Here is an 18,496-nt window from a genome sequence, read left to right as displayed (position 1 = left end):
CCAAAACATGAAAAAACACGCGCTTATAATAATGCTTTTACTAGCCTTGCCCTTTTTCAATAAAGAAGCCAAAGCTTGTGACAGTTGTAATTTCTTTGAATATAGCTTATTGGAAAACAGAAGTTATATTGGCCTATTTTACCGTCACAGGGCTTTTGGAGGATATGACCAGTATGGTTATGCCTCACCGCCTCCCGTTACCAACAGCTACCTGGCCAATGCTTTTCAAAACGGGGCTACTGCTAAATATAGTCCAAACGCTAGGGTCCAGGGAGTTGACCAAGTCAATCAGGATATGATCGTCATGCATGAACCAGAAGGTACTGGCCTTTATGTCAATAAGACTGATCAAGACTGGGAGACTTATCAAACTGTGGAATTAAGAGGAAATTTTATGTTCAAAAACAAATGGAATTTCACCTTCTTATTGCCTTATGAATCCAACAAGGTACACTATGAGAAAATGTTGGAGCTTCCCAATCCTGTTCAGGACACCACCATTTCAGTCCATGGCTGGGGAGACCTTACATTGGCAGCTGACCGCATCTTCTATGTCTATCATAAAAAATCCCGACACACTTTCAGACCCGGTTTAGCCATTGTAGCCCCTACTGGGCAATCAAGAAAAGTAGCCAATAATGGCAGCTTGATTGATCCCATCATCCAGCCAGGTACTGGATCTTGGAGCTATGTCGCTAGGTTCAATTACCAACTATTTTATACCAAAACAGGGTTGAATGCTGGATTTAGCTTTAAGGAATCCTCTGAGGGAGCCCAAAATTATCAATTTGGCAATAGCCTCAATGCCTCTCTAACTGGTTTCTACCAGATTATCGTGAACAAAGATTGGTTGTTGGTTCCAAATATTGGTGCTTATTTTGAGCAGGCCCAAAAGGACACCTGGGAAGGCGAAAAGCAGACACTTACGGGAGGAAAGGTGCTTTTTGCCCAAGGAGGCCTGGACATCAACCGAAAAGACTTTACCTTCAGTTTCCTTTGGCAAAACCCTCTCCATCAAAATTTAAATGGCAACCAAATACATCATGGCAATAGACTGAGCATTGGCTTTATTAAAGCTTTTAAACTCTAAAATCGAAAAAGTCCTGAAGGTCTTCATAGCATCTTCAGGACTTTTTTAAACCCGGATTATGCATTAGCAATCGTAGTGAGGGCTGAAAATGCAAGAAAATCAGGCTGTTTGGAGACTGAGGCATAGCACCGCTATGGTGAAGTCGAAAACAGCAGCAAAGCGACTGATTTTAAAGCATTTTCAGTCCGTAATAGATAAGCTAATGCATATTTCGGGTTAAATAATGGGTGAACAACAATTATAATGCTACCTGAAACTGCATCACCATCATGCCTTTTCTATCACTGCTTATATAGTTACCATCAGTATCCATTGTAAAAATAGGACGGCTTTGATAATTCAAGGAAAGCTTGGCCCTATTTCCATCTATCAGCCAGTTCAGACCTGCATCATACATGACCATTGGGTCAGAAAATAAGTCAAAATCAGCATACTGACTGGAAATATAAGGCTGCAAAGTCCCAGCATTTCCCAGCAGCTCCCGTTGAAACAAATAGGCCAACTGTCCATAAAAGGTATTTCCTGTCCCGATCGTAGGAAAAGCATTGCCAGCACCGTTGAAGGTTCCCCGGGCATTGGTGCTCGTAGCAGGGTTCATCGGCCCAATATTCCTGACATAATTCTTCCCGTAATCATTAGAGCTAAAAGAAGCATAGGCTGATACCGCATTGCCTTTGATGGTATTGATGGGCTTGTCATAGAACAGGTCCACTGCCAGCAAACTTAAATTACTTTTTACGGTATCCATTCCATTTTCAGCTTCATGCCACATCGCATCCTTCTGGCTCATAAAACCCGCCCCAATATTGAATACCCTTTTACTTCCCAAATAGGAACCTGCTTGGTAGGGTGTGGTATTGGATTCTTTGTCCCAAAACATATATTTGAAGTATCCATGGACCTGTGCGTAAGTTGGCTCAGCAGAAAAGGTGGCATTTTCTCCTAATCCTGTTCCCTGCACACTGGAGTTTTGGATGGCCATGGGTTTGGAAACCGCCAAGCGGTAATCCAATTTCCCTAATTGTCCTTTGGCATAAACACTGAACTTCCTGACAAACTGGTCATTGACATCATTGGTAGCCTGCTGATATAAGGGGGCATCCAAAGTAAGTAAGGAACCAATAGAAGGTGAAGAAAACCTGGAAACTCCATTCCATCCTGTCAATCCACTTCCTATGGAAAGCTTTTCATTGACGACTTTGAACTCGCCCAATGCATCATGAAAAAACAAGCCCTGTTTCCTTGACGACTTGTAGGACAGATTATTTTGTCCAAACTGTGTATAAAAAAACACCCTGTCGGTCAACTGCCCAAAAAGCTGTAATCTGGTTCTCCTAAGCCCAATATCCAGGATATGCGCATCGGCTGTACCAAAGACCTCCGATCCTGGATTGGCCTGGGTATACCTCAACCAAGTTTGTACCAAGAAGGTCCCTTTTACATAATGGCTGCCATCTTGGTTCAATTTAAAACGCAACTCCTTTTTATCTTTTATTGCACTTTCTTGATGGTCACTTTGGGCATTTGCTGCAAACAGGTTCAAAAACAGGATTCCCAGCAAAAGATTAACATATTTCATTCTAAAATTCATAAAATTACGAAATAGACCATTTTTTGGCCTATCAAATGCCAAAACTACTCCTTACTCTTCGACCTACCAAAAAAAATAATTTAATCCCCCTTATTCCTCAATGAATGGTATTTCTACCCTTTGTATTATAAAAAGGGAATGATAAGCAGGATACCAAAATATCTTTCTAATCTAGAGACAAGATCTTTTTAGCCCTAATTATGCGTTTTCAGTCCGTAATAGATGAGCTAATACATATTTCGGATTTAGTACAAAGCCACCATCAGCTTTAGATAAAAACTTACTTTTTCATGATAATAAAGCTATTAACTGTATTCGGAAACAAATCATAACTTATTTTTAGATTAGACTAATATTTTTTTTCTACTTATTTAATTTTTAATTTCGCTTATCATAATAAATAATTTAGTAAAACTAAAACAGAATGAAACTGATCTCAGCTACCTATAGCATGATTATGCTACTCATTGCTTTACCAGTTGTGGCACAAGAAAGCGGTTCTCTCTCCGGTCATATCAGTACTGAAACTGATGGACCTGTTTATGCCACCGTGCAGGTTTTGGGAACTAATTTGGGAGCTATGACTGATGCAAATGGAGAATTTACCATCCACAAAGTCCCTGTGGGAGAAGCTGAGATCGAAGTAAAACAGATGGGCTATCAGACTGTTCAACAAAAAACCATCATAGAAGCAGGAAAAAACACCCAGATAAATATTCAATTAAAAGAAGACAAGCTTAAGCTAAACGAGGTAGTAATCAGTGCCACCCGATATGAACTGGACAGAAAGGAAGCCCCCGTGGTGGTCAATGTTTTGGATAACAAAATCTTCAATGCCACCCAGTCCCTGGCCCTTTCTGATGGACTTAATTACCAACCAGGAGTAAGAGTAGAAACCAATTGTCAAAACTGTGGATTTACCCAAGTCCGCCTAAACGGCCTCCAAGGAGCTTATTCCCAAATCCTAATCAATAGCCGCCCTGTTTTCAGTGCCTTGAATAGTGTATATGGTCTGGATCAAATACCTACCAATATCATTGAGCGTGTGGAAGTAGTTCGCGGCGGCGGTTCCGCGCTCTATGGCTCCAATGCTATCGCAGGAACGATCAATATCATCACCAAAGAACCCATAGAAGACACTTGGCAGATCAGCACCAACAGTGCCTGGGTGGGCGGAAAAAGCCCTGACAACATGCTGAATTTTAATGGTTCATTGACCAGTGAAGACCTCAAAACAGGAGTTACTTTTTATGGAATGTTCAGAAACAGGGACAGCTTCGATGCCAATGGAGATGGTTTCACTGAAATCACCTATTTAGCGAACAACACCTTTGGTTTGAAATCATTTATCAAACCTACCGAACTCAGCAAAATCACCCTGGACTTTAGTGCCATCAAAGAGTATCGAAGAGGTGGTAACGCTTTGGATTTGGCATCCCACTTCACGGATATTACAGAACAACTGGACCATAATACTGTTATCGGGGGGCTAACCTATGAATTGTTTAGCCGGGACAGGAAGAACAAATTCTCCACCTATATTTCAGGTCAAACCACCCATAGAGACAGCTATTATGGCGGCCTTGGAGGAGGAAGAACAGCAGCAGACAGTGTATTGGCTGCCAATGCTTATGGTAAAACAAAAGACCTGTCTTTGGTTTCAGGCTTGCAGTTTTCAAGAAGTTTCAGCAGCAATGATGCCTTGATACTGGGCACGGAATACCAACTCAGCACGGTAGAAGATGTCATTGCGGGTTACCAAAGACTGGTGGACCAAAGTGTCCAATCGCTTGGATTTTATGGCCAATATGAATGGCGCCCCAGCAACCGACTGACTGTACTCGGAGGAGGCAGGTTTGACCATACTATGGTGGACGGACTATACGGAATTGGTGATATCAACAGAAGTGCTAACATCAACACGAGCGTATTCAGCCCACGATTCAATATCCTTTACGATATCCATGAGAACCTTCAGTTTAGAACAGGTTATGCCCGAGGCTTCCGCGCTCCACAAGCTTTCAATGAAGACCTCCATATCTCATTAGTGGGTGGAGAACCAAGTTTTGTGATTTTGTCAGATGATCTAAAAACAGAGCTTTCTGATGCCTATACCCTATCCTTTAACTATACCAATAACCTGGGAGAAACCCAACTCAGTTTCTTGGCAGAAGGCTTCCATACCACCTTAAAAAGGCCTTTTACCACGGTGAGTACCGGCTCCAGCCTTCCCAATGGTTCTATCCTCCATGAAGTAAGAAACGGCACTGGAGCTTATGTTCAGGGAAGTAATTTAGAATTAAGCATTTCTCCATCAGCTGACCTGCTTTTCCAAGCTGGAGGCACCTTCCAACATTCCATCTATAAAGATGGGCAAGTCCTGTTTGAACCTGAGGAAGGCAATGAAAATGAACCAGCCGTGGTCATCAAAAACTTTGTTCGCTCCCCGAATATCTATGGCTACCTTGCCTCCAACTGGTCCATTACGGAGCACTTGGCCTTTGACCTGACAGGAACTTATACTGGTTCCATGATTGTCCCTCATGTCATCAGTGATTCAGGGTACATGGACTTGGTGGATAGCACCCCCTTTATGGATACCAATATAAAATTTGCATACCACTTTGACCTGATGAAGGATTTCCACCTTGAACTGAGCACAGGAGTACAAAACCTCTTCAACAGTTACCAAAAGGATTTTGACAGTGGGGCATTGAGGGATTCCAATTTTATCTATGGACCAGGAAGACCAAGAACCTATTTCTTTTCAGTCAAAATCGGGAATTTCCATTGAGCAATGCAGCACATCAAAGTCCTCATATTGGCCTTCATATTCACTTTCCAGTGCTCATACAGCCATGCCCAAGAAGCATCCATTCATTGGATCAGTTTTGAGCAGCTGGAGGACGCTTTGGAGCTAAAACCCAAAAAAGTATTTATTGACTTTTATACGGACTGGTGCTCCTATTGCAAAAAAATGGACAAAAAGGTTTTCACAAAAGCTGAAGTCATTGAAAAGATAAACAAGGAATATTATGCTGTAAAAATGGATGCAGAAACCCAAGACAGCATCCGCTTTGATGGACAGGTATTCATTAACCGTCAAAGCTCCACGAGAAGACCGGGAATCCATGACCTCGCCCTTTTACTGGCCAATAGGAATGGACAATTTGCTCCACCAAGCATGTTGATCATGAGTCCTGAATTCAAAATACTAGACAGGCGGTTTGAATACCTTTACAGTGAACAACTATTGGAGTGGCTGAATAGATTTTGACAACTATCCTAAAAATAGCCCATGAATCTCCGCTCCTAGCTACAAAATTCAGACCTAGAAAAAAGCCCTCCGATTTCGCGGAGGGCTTCTTAATCAGAATATAATACTCAATGAATATTAGTCTCTTATCTGGCCATCACCAAATACATAGTATTTGTTGGTCACCAATTGTTCCAGCCCTAATGGACCTCTATGGTGCAGCTTATCTGTACTGATAGCCAACTCAGCGCCTACGCCCATTTGACCACCATCTGTAAACCTGGTGGATGCGTTATGATAAACAGCCGCACTATCCACTTGCTCCATAAACTTGGCTGCTTTAGCCTTGTCAGTGGTAAGGATAGTAGCCGAGTGTCCTCCACTATACTTGTTGATTTTTTCTATCACCCCATCCAAACCATTGGCTTTTCCCAACAAGGCTTTCAAAGCCAAAAATTCCTCATACCAAGCATCCTCGGAAGGGATTTCTTTAGCCCCTTCTATATTAGCTAGTAAAGCCTCTTCAGCGAGAAGTTCCACTTTGTGCTCAGCCAAGGATTTACCGAGGTCTTTTAGCTTTGCTTCAAAATCCGGCAGTTTTTCATCCACCAATATCTTATCCAAAGCATTACAGCCCGAAATTTTATTGGTCTTGGCATTAATGATCACCTTCTTGGCCTGCTCCCAGTCTGCATCTTCGGCGACATAGGCAAAGTTATTTCCCCTACCACTCACCAATACCGCGCACTGCGCATGCTCTTTTACAAAGGCGATCAATCGCTCTCCGCCTCTAGGAACAATCAGATCTAGCTTTTCAGATGGATTTCTCAGGAACTCCTGCGTTTGCTCCCTGTTCAAGGTAAACAGTTCAATCCAGTTTTTATCCAGCCCATTTTCTTCAAGTGCTTCATGCCAGCATTCCACCAGTGCCTTATTGGAGTGGACAGCTTCTTTTCCGCCTTTGAGCAAAATTTTACTGTTGGCCTTAAAAGCCAGCACAGCAGCCTCAATGGTGACATCCGGACGGGATTCATAAATGATCATAATGGTCCCGAATGGAGCGGTTTGATTGACTATTTCCAAGCCATTCTCCAATTTCCTTTTGGAAATTACTTTTCCTACAGGATCTTCTTGCTCCATCACTTCTTTGACCGCCTGAATCATACCATCTACTTTGGCATCATTCACTACAAGCCGATCAAAAAGCGCCTGATCATCTCTTTGAAAAGCATCCAGATCTGCCTTGTTTGCAGCGATTATTTTTTCGCGGTTTTTGTCAATGATCTTAATCATGGACGCCAACACACTATTCTTTTTCTCTGTGCTTAGTATTTTCATTTTTCTTGTTTTTCTTAATTCAAGGATTTCATTTTACAATTTTAACTCCAAGAACCATAGTTCTTGGCCCCCATTGAATGGATTAATCATCTGAAACCTTGGTTCCCACTTCCTTGCCATCGACAATATCTATAATCATATTATCTTTATTACCGTTGGCGATATAAGTTGGTATATTTTTGCGGGCAGCCTCTTTCGCCACATTGAGCTTGGACTTCATTCCCCCTCTTCCTTCGGCTTCTCCTTTGGTGGACTCCTGAATAAAGTGTTCTACTTTTTCGTCAGTACCAACATGGGCAATTCTGTGCGTATTGTCATCATCTGGATGACCATTGTACAACCCATCAGTGTCTGTCAGCAAGATCAACATATCCGCTCCGATAAGTTCTGCCACCAGACTGGCCAATTCGTCATTGTCCGTAAAGGTGGACATGGACAAGGACACTGCATCATCCTCATTGGCAATAGGTATGATCCCTTCAGAGAGTAAGCCTTCGTAGCAGTTGATCATATTTTCTCTATGCTTACCTGGATCAAAGTCCCTCTTCGTAGCCAAAACTTGGGCACATCTCATGCCATAGTCTTGGAAAATATTATAATAATGGCGCATCATCCTGGGCTGACCCACGGCTGAAAACACCTGTCTTCGGATGATTTTATCGGTGATGTCCACCCTGTTTCCCAAGACTTCCTTTCCTGCGATCACAGAACCTGAAGAAACGAGCACGGACATGATTCCTCTCTCATACAAAGTAGCAATTTGATCCACCAATTTCTTCAATACCGTATTCACAATACGGTTGTCCTTATTGGTCATCACATTGGTACCTACTTTAATTACTATTCTTTTTGGTTCTTCCATCTTAGGCATTTTTATATTCCTTGCCCAACTCTACCGCACGGTTAAATGCAGCATAGGCAGCTTCTTTGATTAATTCTTTAACATTATTATCTTCCATAGAATCCAATGCAGCACGCGTAGTACCTCCTTTGGAAGCTACTCTGTCCATCCATGATTCTGGATCCATGTCGGATGAACTAAACAACTCAACAGCACCGGCAAATGTTTGCTCTACCAATACCCTTGAATCATGCTTGGAGAAGCCCATCTTCCATGCTGCTTCCAACATCGACTGCATAAAATAGAAAATATATGCAGGACCACTACCCGAAATACCTGTAGAAGCATCTATATCTGCCTCTGTATCCAAATGAACAGATCTACCTGTTGTATCCAAAAGGTTTTCTATGGTGGACAGTTCCAAACGGGAAACTTCATCTGAAGCAGTAAAGGAGGTCAAGCCCTTCCCTACCTGCGCGGGTAAGTTAGGCATGGCACGCACCACTTTTCTGCGCCCCAGTCCTTCCTGTATAGCTTCTATCGACACACCGGCCATCAGGGAAATGAAAATCTGACCTTCTGCGGTCAAAGGTTTCATGTCCTGCATCAATGCGCCGGCATGATAAGGTTTTACAGCAATAAAAATCACATCCGCCAGAGGAACGCAATCTTCAAGCTTTTCAAAAACCGCAAAGTGGCTGCGCTTTCTGAGCTCTTCCGTTTTTTCTTTGGCACTGTCAAGGATCATCAGATCCTTATCTTTTAAAAATTTTGATTTGGCAATAGCCTCGGCGTAAGTCAATCCCATATTGCCTCCACCGATTACAAGAACTTTCATAATTTTATTAGAAAGGTTATTTAAATTTTGTACAGGGACTATCCCTGTCAATCTTTACAAGCACCTATGCCACAATCATCGTGCGGGGATGCTAATATTCACAAAAACTTTGTTTTATCATTATTTTTCTTCCGAAAATAAGCTGTTTGGCACAGTTATTATCACCAATATAGACTATTTTAACAGTTTATTATCCGTATAAACACTAAAACGGTGTTTTTTACCTGTAAAAAAATTTACTGAAAATTAGTCAGTATTTATTTTTGCATAAAAAAAAGACACGTCAGTAACAGGACATTTTGTCATAACCGGCAATACACTGGAAAATTTTACAAAACTTGTCCATCCTTATATTTTATGAAATTATATTTTGTTTTTTCAACAACATATCAGTTACCACTTAAATCTAAATAAGATAAAATTGTATTAAATCTGTAATTCGGCCTAAGTTTTATATATTCATAAGCCAAAGTTTATCATTGAGTATTTGCCATCAATATTGGCCTATGGATCAAATAAGAAAAGGGTATTTCATTATTTGTTTTTTATCTGTCCTTATGATAGGAAATTTGGTTTTTGCCCAAAACAAATCCCAAAAAGCTAATCCTAAAATTGGATTGGTCCTTAGTGGTGGCGGAGCCAAAGGAATAGCGCATATAGGCGTGCTAAAAGCCATGGAAAAAGCGGGCATTAGACCTGACTATATTGTAGGCACCAGCATGGGCGCAGTAATTGGCGGACTTTATGCCATTGGCTACAATGCCGAAGAGCTTGAAACCATCATCAATACTGTCGATTGGGATTTAATCATCTCCAACAGGATCAATTTTAACCATATTGCCTTTGAGGAGAAGGAATATTATAACCGGTATTTATTGGAACTCCCCATAGTCGACAGGAAAATCACGGTTCCCTCTGGCCTGATTGAAGGTCAAAAACTATCAGAAACCCTTCATTATTATACCTGGCCAGCCAATCAGTTCAAAAATTTCGATGAATTCCCTATTCCCTTTCGATGCATCGCTACTGACTTAAGAAACGGAAAAGACATGGTCTTCAGATCAGGCTACCTCGCAGACGCCATCCGCGGGAGCCTGGCCATTCCAACGGCCTTCACCCCTTTTGACCTGGACAGCACCATAGTGGTTGATGGCGGTGTTGTAAACAATTTCCCTGTTGATGAGGTCAAAAAAATGGGCGCAGATATCATCATAGGGATCAATGTAGGTGATGAAGATTTTCTTTCTCCAGAAAAACTGGGTTCCTTCTCCAGCATACTCATGCAAATCGCCATGTCCACCTCCAACAGCAAACTACAACAAAACATCAATGATTGCGACATTTATATCAAACCAGATCTAAAAGACAATAACACCAGCAGCTTTTCAAACTATCATGAAATAATGCAGATGGGCAAATCGGCAGGTGAGGCATACCTCGAAAAATTCATAAAGTTGGCAGATAACTTAAATATCAAAAAGACCAATCCTGGAATTGGCCTTAAAGTTAATCCAATTATCATCACTGCTATCGAGATAGAGGGAAACAGACTTTTTTCCGACCCATTGGTGCTTTCCAAACTCGATATTGCTCCTTCAGACACGATTACCAGAACACAGCTTAGAGAGGGGATCCAGCGGATCTTTGGCATGAATGGCTTCAAAAAAGTAGACTACAGCTTAGTCCCCGTCAATGGAGACCAATTTAAACTTCTTATCAAAATAAAGGAAAAAACAGATGCTGTGATCTCCAGCTCCTTCCATTATGACAACCTCTTGTCGGCTGGTATTCTGCTCAACCTTACTGTAAGGGATTTATGGGGCAAGCAAACAAGAACCATTGGTATCGCAGATATATCAGAAAACCCAAAATTCCGCCTTGACCATTATAAATACCTGGGCCATCACAAGAGGTATGCCCTCAACCTCCGTTATAATTACTTGCTTCAACAAATTCCAGAATATGAAGATGGAAAAATCACGGATATAAACATCAGCAGAGACACCCATATCTACGCCAATATACTTTCCACCCATTCACTGAAGAACAGTATTGCCTTTGGAATGTTTTATGAAAAGACCCGTTCAAGATCCAAGTTTGACATTTCCATCCCTTCTGAAGTAAAATCGGGAAATTATGCCTATTACGGTATTCGGTTCCTCTTTAACAAAAACTCACTCAATGACAGAAACTTTCCTACCAAGGGGCTGGAAACTGTTTTAGAAACCAAATTCAACCTTTTCAACCACTATAAAATCAACCTGGAAGATGGTGTGGATACCTTGACCCTCCAGTCCAATGGGGAAACCCTTAAAATCCCTAGAGCATTGCTGGGACAAGCCATGGATGCCATCACCCCATCCAGTCACTTGAGTGTATATTATCGTCATAACAGGTACTCTTCCTTACATCCAAAATTCCAGCTTATCAGTAATTTTACTGCAGGAATCACCCTTTCCAATGAATCTCAACAAAAATCTTTCAGCGAATTCAAGCTGGGTGGTTATCAAAAAGTAGAATTCAATGACAGTCCCGCATGGGGATTCAACTACGCAGAGCTAGACAGTCCGAACTTCTTTATCATAGGTTTATCCCCTCAGTACACCCCTATAAAAAATTTATACATTAGAACTGGAGTATCTCTTATCGGAATGCATGAACATATCCCAATCAATGAGGTCAATATCAACAATGTCTTCCACGAAAATCTCCTTTTAGGCTATGGTATAGATGCCTCACTAGATTCATTTTTGGGTCCGATCACCGTTGGCATCAGTAGCAATGCCAAAGACAACAAACTAAGGGCTTATTTTTCTCTGGGTTATTCATTTAATCATGCTGACCGATAGATACATCCCACATCAGCCTATTGATCATATATAATTTGTCATTAACAAACCTTTACTTATATTTACCCCCTATAAGCTCCCATCATCCGGTTTTTATGATGGGAAGACAAATTTCAGAAAAGTAACAGGACCATTCCACTCCCATGTCTAGCGCTTTCCAGCATACCCAAAAGCCCCCTAGTACAGGATAGTAGTCCTAACTATAAACAATATTTTCATGGTAGAATTAAAAAAACCTTACGGTAACACATGGAATATTCCGTGACACCTATAGAGGTACTTTGTTTTTAATCCGTTTTATGCATTAGGAATCGTTATAGCCCGTCCCGTCCACTGTCGGGAAGAACTGAAACTACAAGAAAATCAGGCTGTTTGGAGATTGAATCGAAAACAGCAGCGAAGCGACTGATTTTAACCCGGATTATGCATTAGCAATCGTAGTGAGGGCTGAAAATGCAAGAAAATCAGGCTGTTTGGAGACTGAGGCATAGCACAGCTATGGTGAACCTGTCTACCGCCAGGTAGAGTCGAAAACAGCAGCAAAGCGACTGATTTTAAAGCATTTTCAGTCCGTAATAGATAAGCTAATGCATATTTCGGGTTTAAAGTAGTTTCAGGTCGCAATACTTGTGCGCCGCGGCGTAGATAGGCTAATGCATAATGCGGGTTTAATACCTAACCTAAATAACCAAAACTATATGAACACCGCTTTTTTCAGACTCCTCTTTTGCAGTCTTTTCTTCGCCTTTTCAATTTCTTTACAGGGCTTTTCCCAAAAGATAAAAATCGAAAAACTTCTTATTGAAAACAGGGAGCAGCCTATAGGAATAGACAATGCCCAACCCCTATTTACCTGGATAATTTCCAGTGAAAACAGGGACCTACGCCAGACCAGTTATGAACTGCAAGTCAGCAGCTCAGAAAAGCACTTCAGCTCCAATATCATCTGGGAAAGTGGAAAAGTCAATACCGACCAATCCATAAAAGTCCCATATCAGGGGCCTGAGCTCTCTTCTAACCAAAGCTATTATTATCGGGTAAAAGTGGGTACTAACAAGGGCAATTCGCCCTGGTCCGGGATAGCCGCTTGGCAAATGGGCCTATTAAAAGAATCCGACTGGAAAGCAGAATGGATCATTCCCGGCTATGAGGAGCCTGATGGCTTAAAACCAAGCCCCATCTTCAGAAAGGAAATCCAGATTGAAAAACAAGTAACTTCTGCCACCGCCTTTATTACCGCACATGGTTTGTACGAAGCCCAGCTCAATGGCCAAAGAATCGGGGATGCCTACTTTACCCCAGGCTGGACCAGCTATAATAAACGCTTACAGTACCAGGCCTATGATATCACAGATCAACTTAAAACGGGTAAAAACACCATCGGCGCCATATTAGGTTCAGGCTGGTACAGGGGCGAGATAGGCTGGGGTGTCAACAAGTATGGAAATGGCATTGCCCTTTTGATGCAAATTGAGGTAAAATATAGCGATGGCAGCAGCCAAACTTTCGGTACGGACAGCAGCTGGAAATCCGGCACTGGGGCCATCCAAAGCAGCAGTATTTATGATGGTGAAACCATTGACGCAAGGAAAGCACAAAAAGGCTGGTCCACCGCGGATTTTGATGACCAAAGCTGGCCCAATGCAAAAACGGCGGACTTTGGCTACACCAACCTCATCGCCACCTATAACGAGCCTATCAGAAAACAGGAAACCCTTCCAGCTGTAAAGCTCATTACCACTCCAAAAGGGGAAAAAGTATTGGATTTTGGGCAAAACCTCGTAGGCTTCGTAGCTCTTGACATTACTGGAGAAAAAGGCAGCAAAATCACCTTGCAACATGCAGAAGTGCTGGACAAGGAAGGTAATTTTTATACCACCAACCTCCGGGCAGCCGATCAGGAAAACACCTATATCCTAAGTGGGGAAGGCCAAGAGCATTTTGAACCCCACTTTACTTGGCAGGGATTCCGCTTTGTAAAAATCATCGGTATGGAAGGAGAAATCCACCCAGAAAACTTCACAGCGGTAGTCCTTAATTCTGACATGGCCAAGACAGGAACCTTCACCACCTCCAATGATAACCTCAATAAATTACAGCACAATATCCAGTGGGGCCAAAAAGGCAACTTTCTGGATGTGCCTACCGACTGCCCACAGCGGGATGAAAGGCTGGGCTGGACAGGTGATGCCCAGGTTTTCTTCAGAACAGCCGCCTATAATATGCGGGTGGACAATTTCTTCAGCAAATGGATGCAAGACCTGGCAGCCGACCAGCGCGCAGACGGGGCCGTTCCCCATGTCATCCCCAATGTATTGGGTGAACATGATGCTGGCTCTGCCGGTTGGGCAGATGTCTCGACCATTATCCCATGGCAAATGTACCTGCTCTATGGCAACCAGTCTATTTTGGAAAAACAGTACCCTAGCATGAAGGCCTGGGTGGATTATATTCAAAACAATAGCCATCATCAACTTTGGAATACTGGCGCTCATTTTGGTGACTGGCTTTTTTATAGACCAGATGATGACAATGATGGCAGGTCGGCATTAACCGACAAACACCTGATTGCCCAATGCTTCTTTGCCCATTCCACCCAATTGCTGATCAATACCGCTAAGGTCTTGGGCAAGCAAGAAGACGTACAAAACTATACCCAGCTATTGGAGCAAATCAAAGCGGCCTTCCTCCAGGAATTTGTCACGCCCAATGGCCGGATGGTCTCCAGTTCCCAAACCGCCTATGTGCTGGCCCTTCAATTTGACATGCTCCCTGAAGACCTGAGGACACAGGCAGCACAAAGATTGGCCAATAATATCAAAAGTTATGATTACCACCTGACCACTGGATTTTTAGGTACGCCCTACCTCTGCCATGTCCTAAGCAGGTTTGGCCAGCAGGACCTGGCTTTTACCCTTTTGATGCAGCCAACTTATCCTTCTTGGCTATATCCTATTTCCCAAGGTGCCACCACCATTTGGGAACGATGGGATGGACAGAAACCTGATGGCAGCTTCCAGACTCCTGGCATGAATTCCTTCAACCATTATGCCTACGGTGCCATTGGGGATTGGATGTACCGTAACCTGGCAGGTATCAACAGTAGTGAAACTCCGGGAGAAACGGGCTATAAATCCATCATCATCAGGCCCCACTGGAACAATCAGCTCCTTTCTGATAAGGTAAAGGAAAAAGTTCAGCAAGACCTGGATGAGGTAAACGCCCAGCTTCAGACCTATTATGGAACTGTCGCTAGCCACTGGAAAAAAGAGAACCATCAAGTCACACTGAACTTGACTATTCCTGCCAATACCACGGCCATGGTCTATCTCCCTACCGATAGCCTGGAGACTATCACAGAAGGAGGAGCCGCCCTTGAAAAGGTAAAATCCATCCATACCATCACCCAAGAAAATGGGCAAGTAAAACTGGAGATCGGTTCAGGGAACTATACATTTATCATCGCCGAAAAACAAAATTAAACCCGCTTTATGCATTAGGAATCGTTATGAGAACTGAAACTACAAGAAAATCAGGCTGTTTGGAGATTGAATCATAGCATCGCTATGGTGAACCTGTCTACCGCCAGGTAGAATCGAAAACAGCAGCGAAGCGACTGATTTTAAAGTAGTTTCAGGTCGTAATAGATAGGCTAATGCATAATGCGGGTTAAAGGCGTCAAGGTCAAAGCTTTGGCAAGCTCACTTTCTTGAACTATATTCGCGCGCTGGATAAGGCTGTCTGAGAATTCTCAGACAGCCTTATCTTATTTATTAAGCCGTGACAAAACGTATATTTCAAGCAATGAGGATTTCACTATTGATCAAAAAGCATATCGGTACAAGCACATTTGCCTTGACCTGCATCCTTTTTTTGGCTTTACAGCTAAATGCCTTGGCACAAAAAGCTGACAGCACCCAACAACTTGAAGACCCACTCTTTAAACCATTTATAGAACGCTATATCCTGGATGAGCTCAAAACATTGAGGGAAAGCCAGGCGGAGCTAAAAAAGGAAACGGTAGAAAAAATCACCGCCGCAGAACTGAACAGTGCTGACCGGGCCATGAGATATACCACGGACACCACCAATAATATTTTCTATATCATCACCATTGCAGCCTCTATCCTGGTAGTCATCGGTTGGCGCTCCCTGAGCGATATCAAAAGAAGGGTGGAACAAATTACCGAGGACAAGATCAATAAAGCTACCACTGATTATGAAAAACGCCTTACGGAACTGGAAATCGATCTGAAAAAGCGGACCAATGAACTGATGAAAACCCAGGAAAAACTGGCCGTCACCAACCAAATTCAAAGCATCTGGAGAAGGGTCTCCATTGAAGACAAAATAGAGGAAAAAATACACCTTTATGATCAAATATTGGAACTGGTGCCCAATAATGTGGAAGCCCTGACCTATAAGGCTGATGGACTCCTGGACATTGGAGAAATCAGGTGGGCCAATTCCCTTTCCAATCAGGCCATTGAAATCGATCCTGAATATTACCTGGCCTACTGGCAGCGGGCCTGCTCCAATGCCAAACTGGGCAATAAGAGTGAGGCGCTGAAGGACCTGGAAATGTCCGTGGAACTTTCTGACCTCACCAAATCAGAATTGATCAACGAACCCATGTTTGATGAGATCAAAGAAAGCAGCAAGTTCAATAAGATTTTGAGCAGGTTAAAGTAATCCCCTGCTCTCCATATACAAAAATTCACCTTAACCACCGATAGACATTTTAGATACAGCCTTATAAATTAAAAAATCTGTCTTTCTGAGCGAAGCGAACTTGTCTGCCGAAAGCAGAGAATCTCTCATGAAAGAATCTCTTTCTACATCATTACTGGAAGAGATGCTTCCTTACGTCAGCATGACAATTGTGAGACAGCTCCATCCTCAGTGCCCTCTGTGGTTAAAAAACAAAATGTTTCCGCCTATCCCCCAGGCCGCTGCTTTTTGATAAACTGGCTCGCTACATTCAACGCCCGCATGGCATTCTTTTTCTTATGGCTATGGTCTTCCATCCTGAACAGGATATCTTTTAATACCCGGATGGCATGGAGAATATTGGGTCCCTTGTTCAGCATGACACATTCCGCCTGCACGGACAGGGTCACATCGCTGATCTCTGCCCGGGTGGGAATACCGGTCTTGGCCAGGTTTTCCAGTACCTGGGTGGCCCAGATCACCGGGATATGCGCCGCCTCACATAGCCACAGTATTTCATTTTGCACCTCGGAAATCCTTTCAAAGCCTATCTCTACCGCCAAATCCCCACGGGCGATCATCACCCCGATTTTATCCCGCTCCATGCCCTTGATCAAAATTTCCGGCAGATGTTCGAAAGCCTCCTGGTTTTCTATTTTAAAGACTATGCCCAAATGCTCCGCCTGCTGCTCTTCCAACGCCTGATACAGTACCTGAACATCCGCTGCCGTCCGCACAAAGGAATACCCCAGTATGTCTGCATATTGGCAAACAAAAGAAAGGTCAGCTTGGTCCTTTTTGGTCAGGGCAGGAAGGTTCAGCTGGGTTTGGGGCAGGTTGATTCCTTTGTGGGAGCCTATTTTGGATTGATGACATTCGGTCAATTCCAGCTTAAGTTGATCTTCCTTTTTATCAATGACGATTCCCTTGACCATCCCATCGTCAAATAAAATGGTGTCCCCTATTTTGGCATCATCCACCACCTGATGGAGTTGGACGCGGATCACCTTTCCTTCCTTGTCCTGCTTTTTATGAGAAGCTTCTTTTTTGGCCAGTATAATTTGCTCTCCCAGCTCTACAGGCATACTCTTTTTGACTTTACCCTTCTTGGAAACATATTCAATTTTAGCCGTGCGAAGCTTAGGACCAGACAGGTCCATATAGATATTGATTTTGCGAGCGGTTTCCTTTTCTGCTGCCCGGATATTGGCGATCATCTTCTTCCAGATTCCCCTATCTCCATGGCTCAGGTTGATCCTGGCGATCTCCATACCGCTCAATATCATGTCCTTGATCAAGCCTTTATCCTCGGCGGCTTCATCAGGCAGGGTGACCATGATTTTAGTGAAATGCTCCTTCTTGGCTTCGTGGAATAGGCTGTTGGCATGCAGGCGGATAAGCTCAAAACTCTTGGTATAACCGATGCTTTCCAAATCATATTTTAAGGAGAATGGGGTATTTAGGATCAGGTGCAGGTTCCTGACCACATTGAAGAGGTTACTGTACACATAACCTTCCCCAGATCTCAGGGAAGAAACCCCAAGGTCAGACAAGGGACCATGGTATTTCCTCAGATCCTTATTGCGCAGGACCAGGTAACGCATGAGGTTTTTGGCACTGAGCTGATAATAGGGATGGACATTTTTGATATAATCATTGATAAAAGTTTCGCTGTCAATGATCTCAGCAAGAATTTCCGAAAGTTCTTTTACTAATTTCCTAGTGTCCATTTTCAACTTAAGTTTAGCTTATATTGCCCTCTTGGTCTAATTTAAGGAGATTTATGGGGATAAAGGTGGATTAAGGGGAATATAAAATAGGGCCGGTCATTAGCCCTACATATACGTATAAGAAGCCCTATACCCATCTGCACCTTCCTGTAAGGGTTATGGGTGCCCCGATCAAACAGGAAGGCCTCCCAAAGCTACAGGAAGCTCCTTAAAGGAAACAGGAATGGTAGTTCTATATACAGGAGAACCTAAA

11 protein-coding genes are annotated in these 18,496 nt (G+C 42.9%); 6 read left to right on the top strand and 5 right to left on the bottom strand.

The window, feature by feature from the left end:
* Nucleotides 1-7: 7 nt before the first annotated feature.
* The gene (locus tag KZP23_RS13715; RefSeq protein ID WP_226332294.1) at nt 8-1,090 is read left to right on the top strand and encodes a transporter family protein; all 1,083 of its coding nucleotides are present in this window, start codon (nt 8-10) and stop codon (nt 1,088-1,090) included.
* A 238-nt stretch (nt 1,091-1,328) separates the two neighbouring features.
* On the opposite strand, the gene KZP23_RS13710 is transcribed toward KZP23_RS13715, so the two are convergent.
* Entirely contained in the window at nt 1,329-2,669 is a 1,341-nt protein-coding gene (locus KZP23_RS13710) for a hypothetical protein (protein WP_226332293.1), read from the bottom strand.
* A gap of 436 nt (nt 2,670-3,105) precedes the next feature.
* Here KZP23_RS13710 and KZP23_RS13705 point away from each other — a divergent pair, with 436 nt between their 5' ends.
* Both KZP23_RS13705 and KZP23_RS13700 read left to right on the top strand, forming a co-directional pair.
* Nucleotides 3,106-5,475, top strand: a complete 2,370-nt coding sequence (locus KZP23_RS13705; RefSeq protein ID WP_226332290.1) for a TonB-dependent receptor — start codon at nt 3,106-3,108, stop codon at nt 5,473-5,475.
* 3 nt (nt 5,476-5,478) lie between these two features.
* On the top strand, nt 5,479-5,958 hold the full coding sequence (locus KZP23_RS13700) for a thioredoxin family protein (RefSeq protein WP_226332288.1): 480 nt from the start codon (nt 5,479-5,481) through the stop codon (nt 5,956-5,958).
* A gap of 117 nt (nt 5,959-6,075) precedes the next feature.
* Here KZP23_RS13700 and KZP23_RS13695 read toward each other — a convergent pair whose 3' ends face one another.
* From KZP23_RS13695 to proC, 3 genes are all read right to left on the bottom strand, one after another.
* Nucleotides 6,076-7,275, bottom strand: coding sequence for a glutamate-5-semialdehyde dehydrogenase (locus tag KZP23_RS13695; RefSeq protein WP_226332287.1), 1,200 nt, complete (start codon nt 7,273-7,275; stop codon nt 6,076-6,078).
* Between the two features lie 82 nt (nt 7,276-7,357).
* Nucleotides 7,358-8,137, bottom strand: a complete 780-nt coding sequence (gene proB, locus KZP23_RS13690) for a glutamate 5-kinase (protein ID WP_226332286.1) — start codon at nt 8,135-8,137, stop codon at nt 7,358-7,360.
* Between the two features lies 1 nt (nt 8,138).
* On the bottom strand, nt 8,139-8,954 hold the full coding sequence (gene proC / locus KZP23_RS13685; protein WP_226332285.1) for a pyrroline-5-carboxylate reductase: 816 nt from the start codon (nt 8,952-8,954) through the stop codon (nt 8,139-8,141).
* Nucleotides 8,955-9,511: 557 nt separating this feature from the next.
* Here proC and KZP23_RS13680 point away from each other — a divergent pair.
* The 3 genes from KZP23_RS13680 (at nt 9,512) to KZP23_RS13670 (ending at nt 16,495) form a co-directional block, all read left to right on the top strand.
* The gene (locus KZP23_RS13680) at nt 9,512-11,803 is read left to right on the top strand and encodes a patatin-like phospholipase family protein (protein WP_226332283.1); all 2,292 of its coding nucleotides are present in this window, start codon (nt 9,512-9,514) and stop codon (nt 11,801-11,803) included.
* 698 nt (nt 11,804-12,501) lie between these two features.
* On the top strand, nt 12,502-15,285 hold the full coding sequence (locus KZP23_RS13675) for an alpha-L-rhamnosidase (protein WP_226332282.1): 2,784 nt from the start codon (nt 12,502-12,504) through the stop codon (nt 15,283-15,285).
* A gap of 322 nt (nt 15,286-15,607) precedes the next feature.
* On the top strand, nt 15,608-16,495 hold the full coding sequence (locus tag KZP23_RS13670; RefSeq protein WP_226332280.1) for a tetratricopeptide repeat protein: 888 nt from the start codon (nt 15,608-15,610) through the stop codon (nt 16,493-16,495).
* A gap of 245 nt (nt 16,496-16,740) precedes the next feature.
* On the opposite strand, the gene KZP23_RS13665 is transcribed toward KZP23_RS13670, so the two are convergent.
* Nucleotides 16,741-18,243, bottom strand: a complete 1,503-nt coding sequence (locus KZP23_RS13665; protein ID WP_226332279.1) for a pyruvate kinase — start codon at nt 18,241-18,243, stop codon at nt 16,741-16,743.
* Nucleotides 18,244-18,496 lie beyond the last annotated feature (253 nt).

It is taken from the genome of Echinicola marina (assembly GCF_020463795.1).
Lineage (GTDB): Bacteria > Bacteroidota > Bacteroidia > Cytophagales > Cyclobacteriaceae > Echinicola > Echinicola marina.
This window is presented reverse-complemented; position numbering and strand designations above follow the sequence as displayed.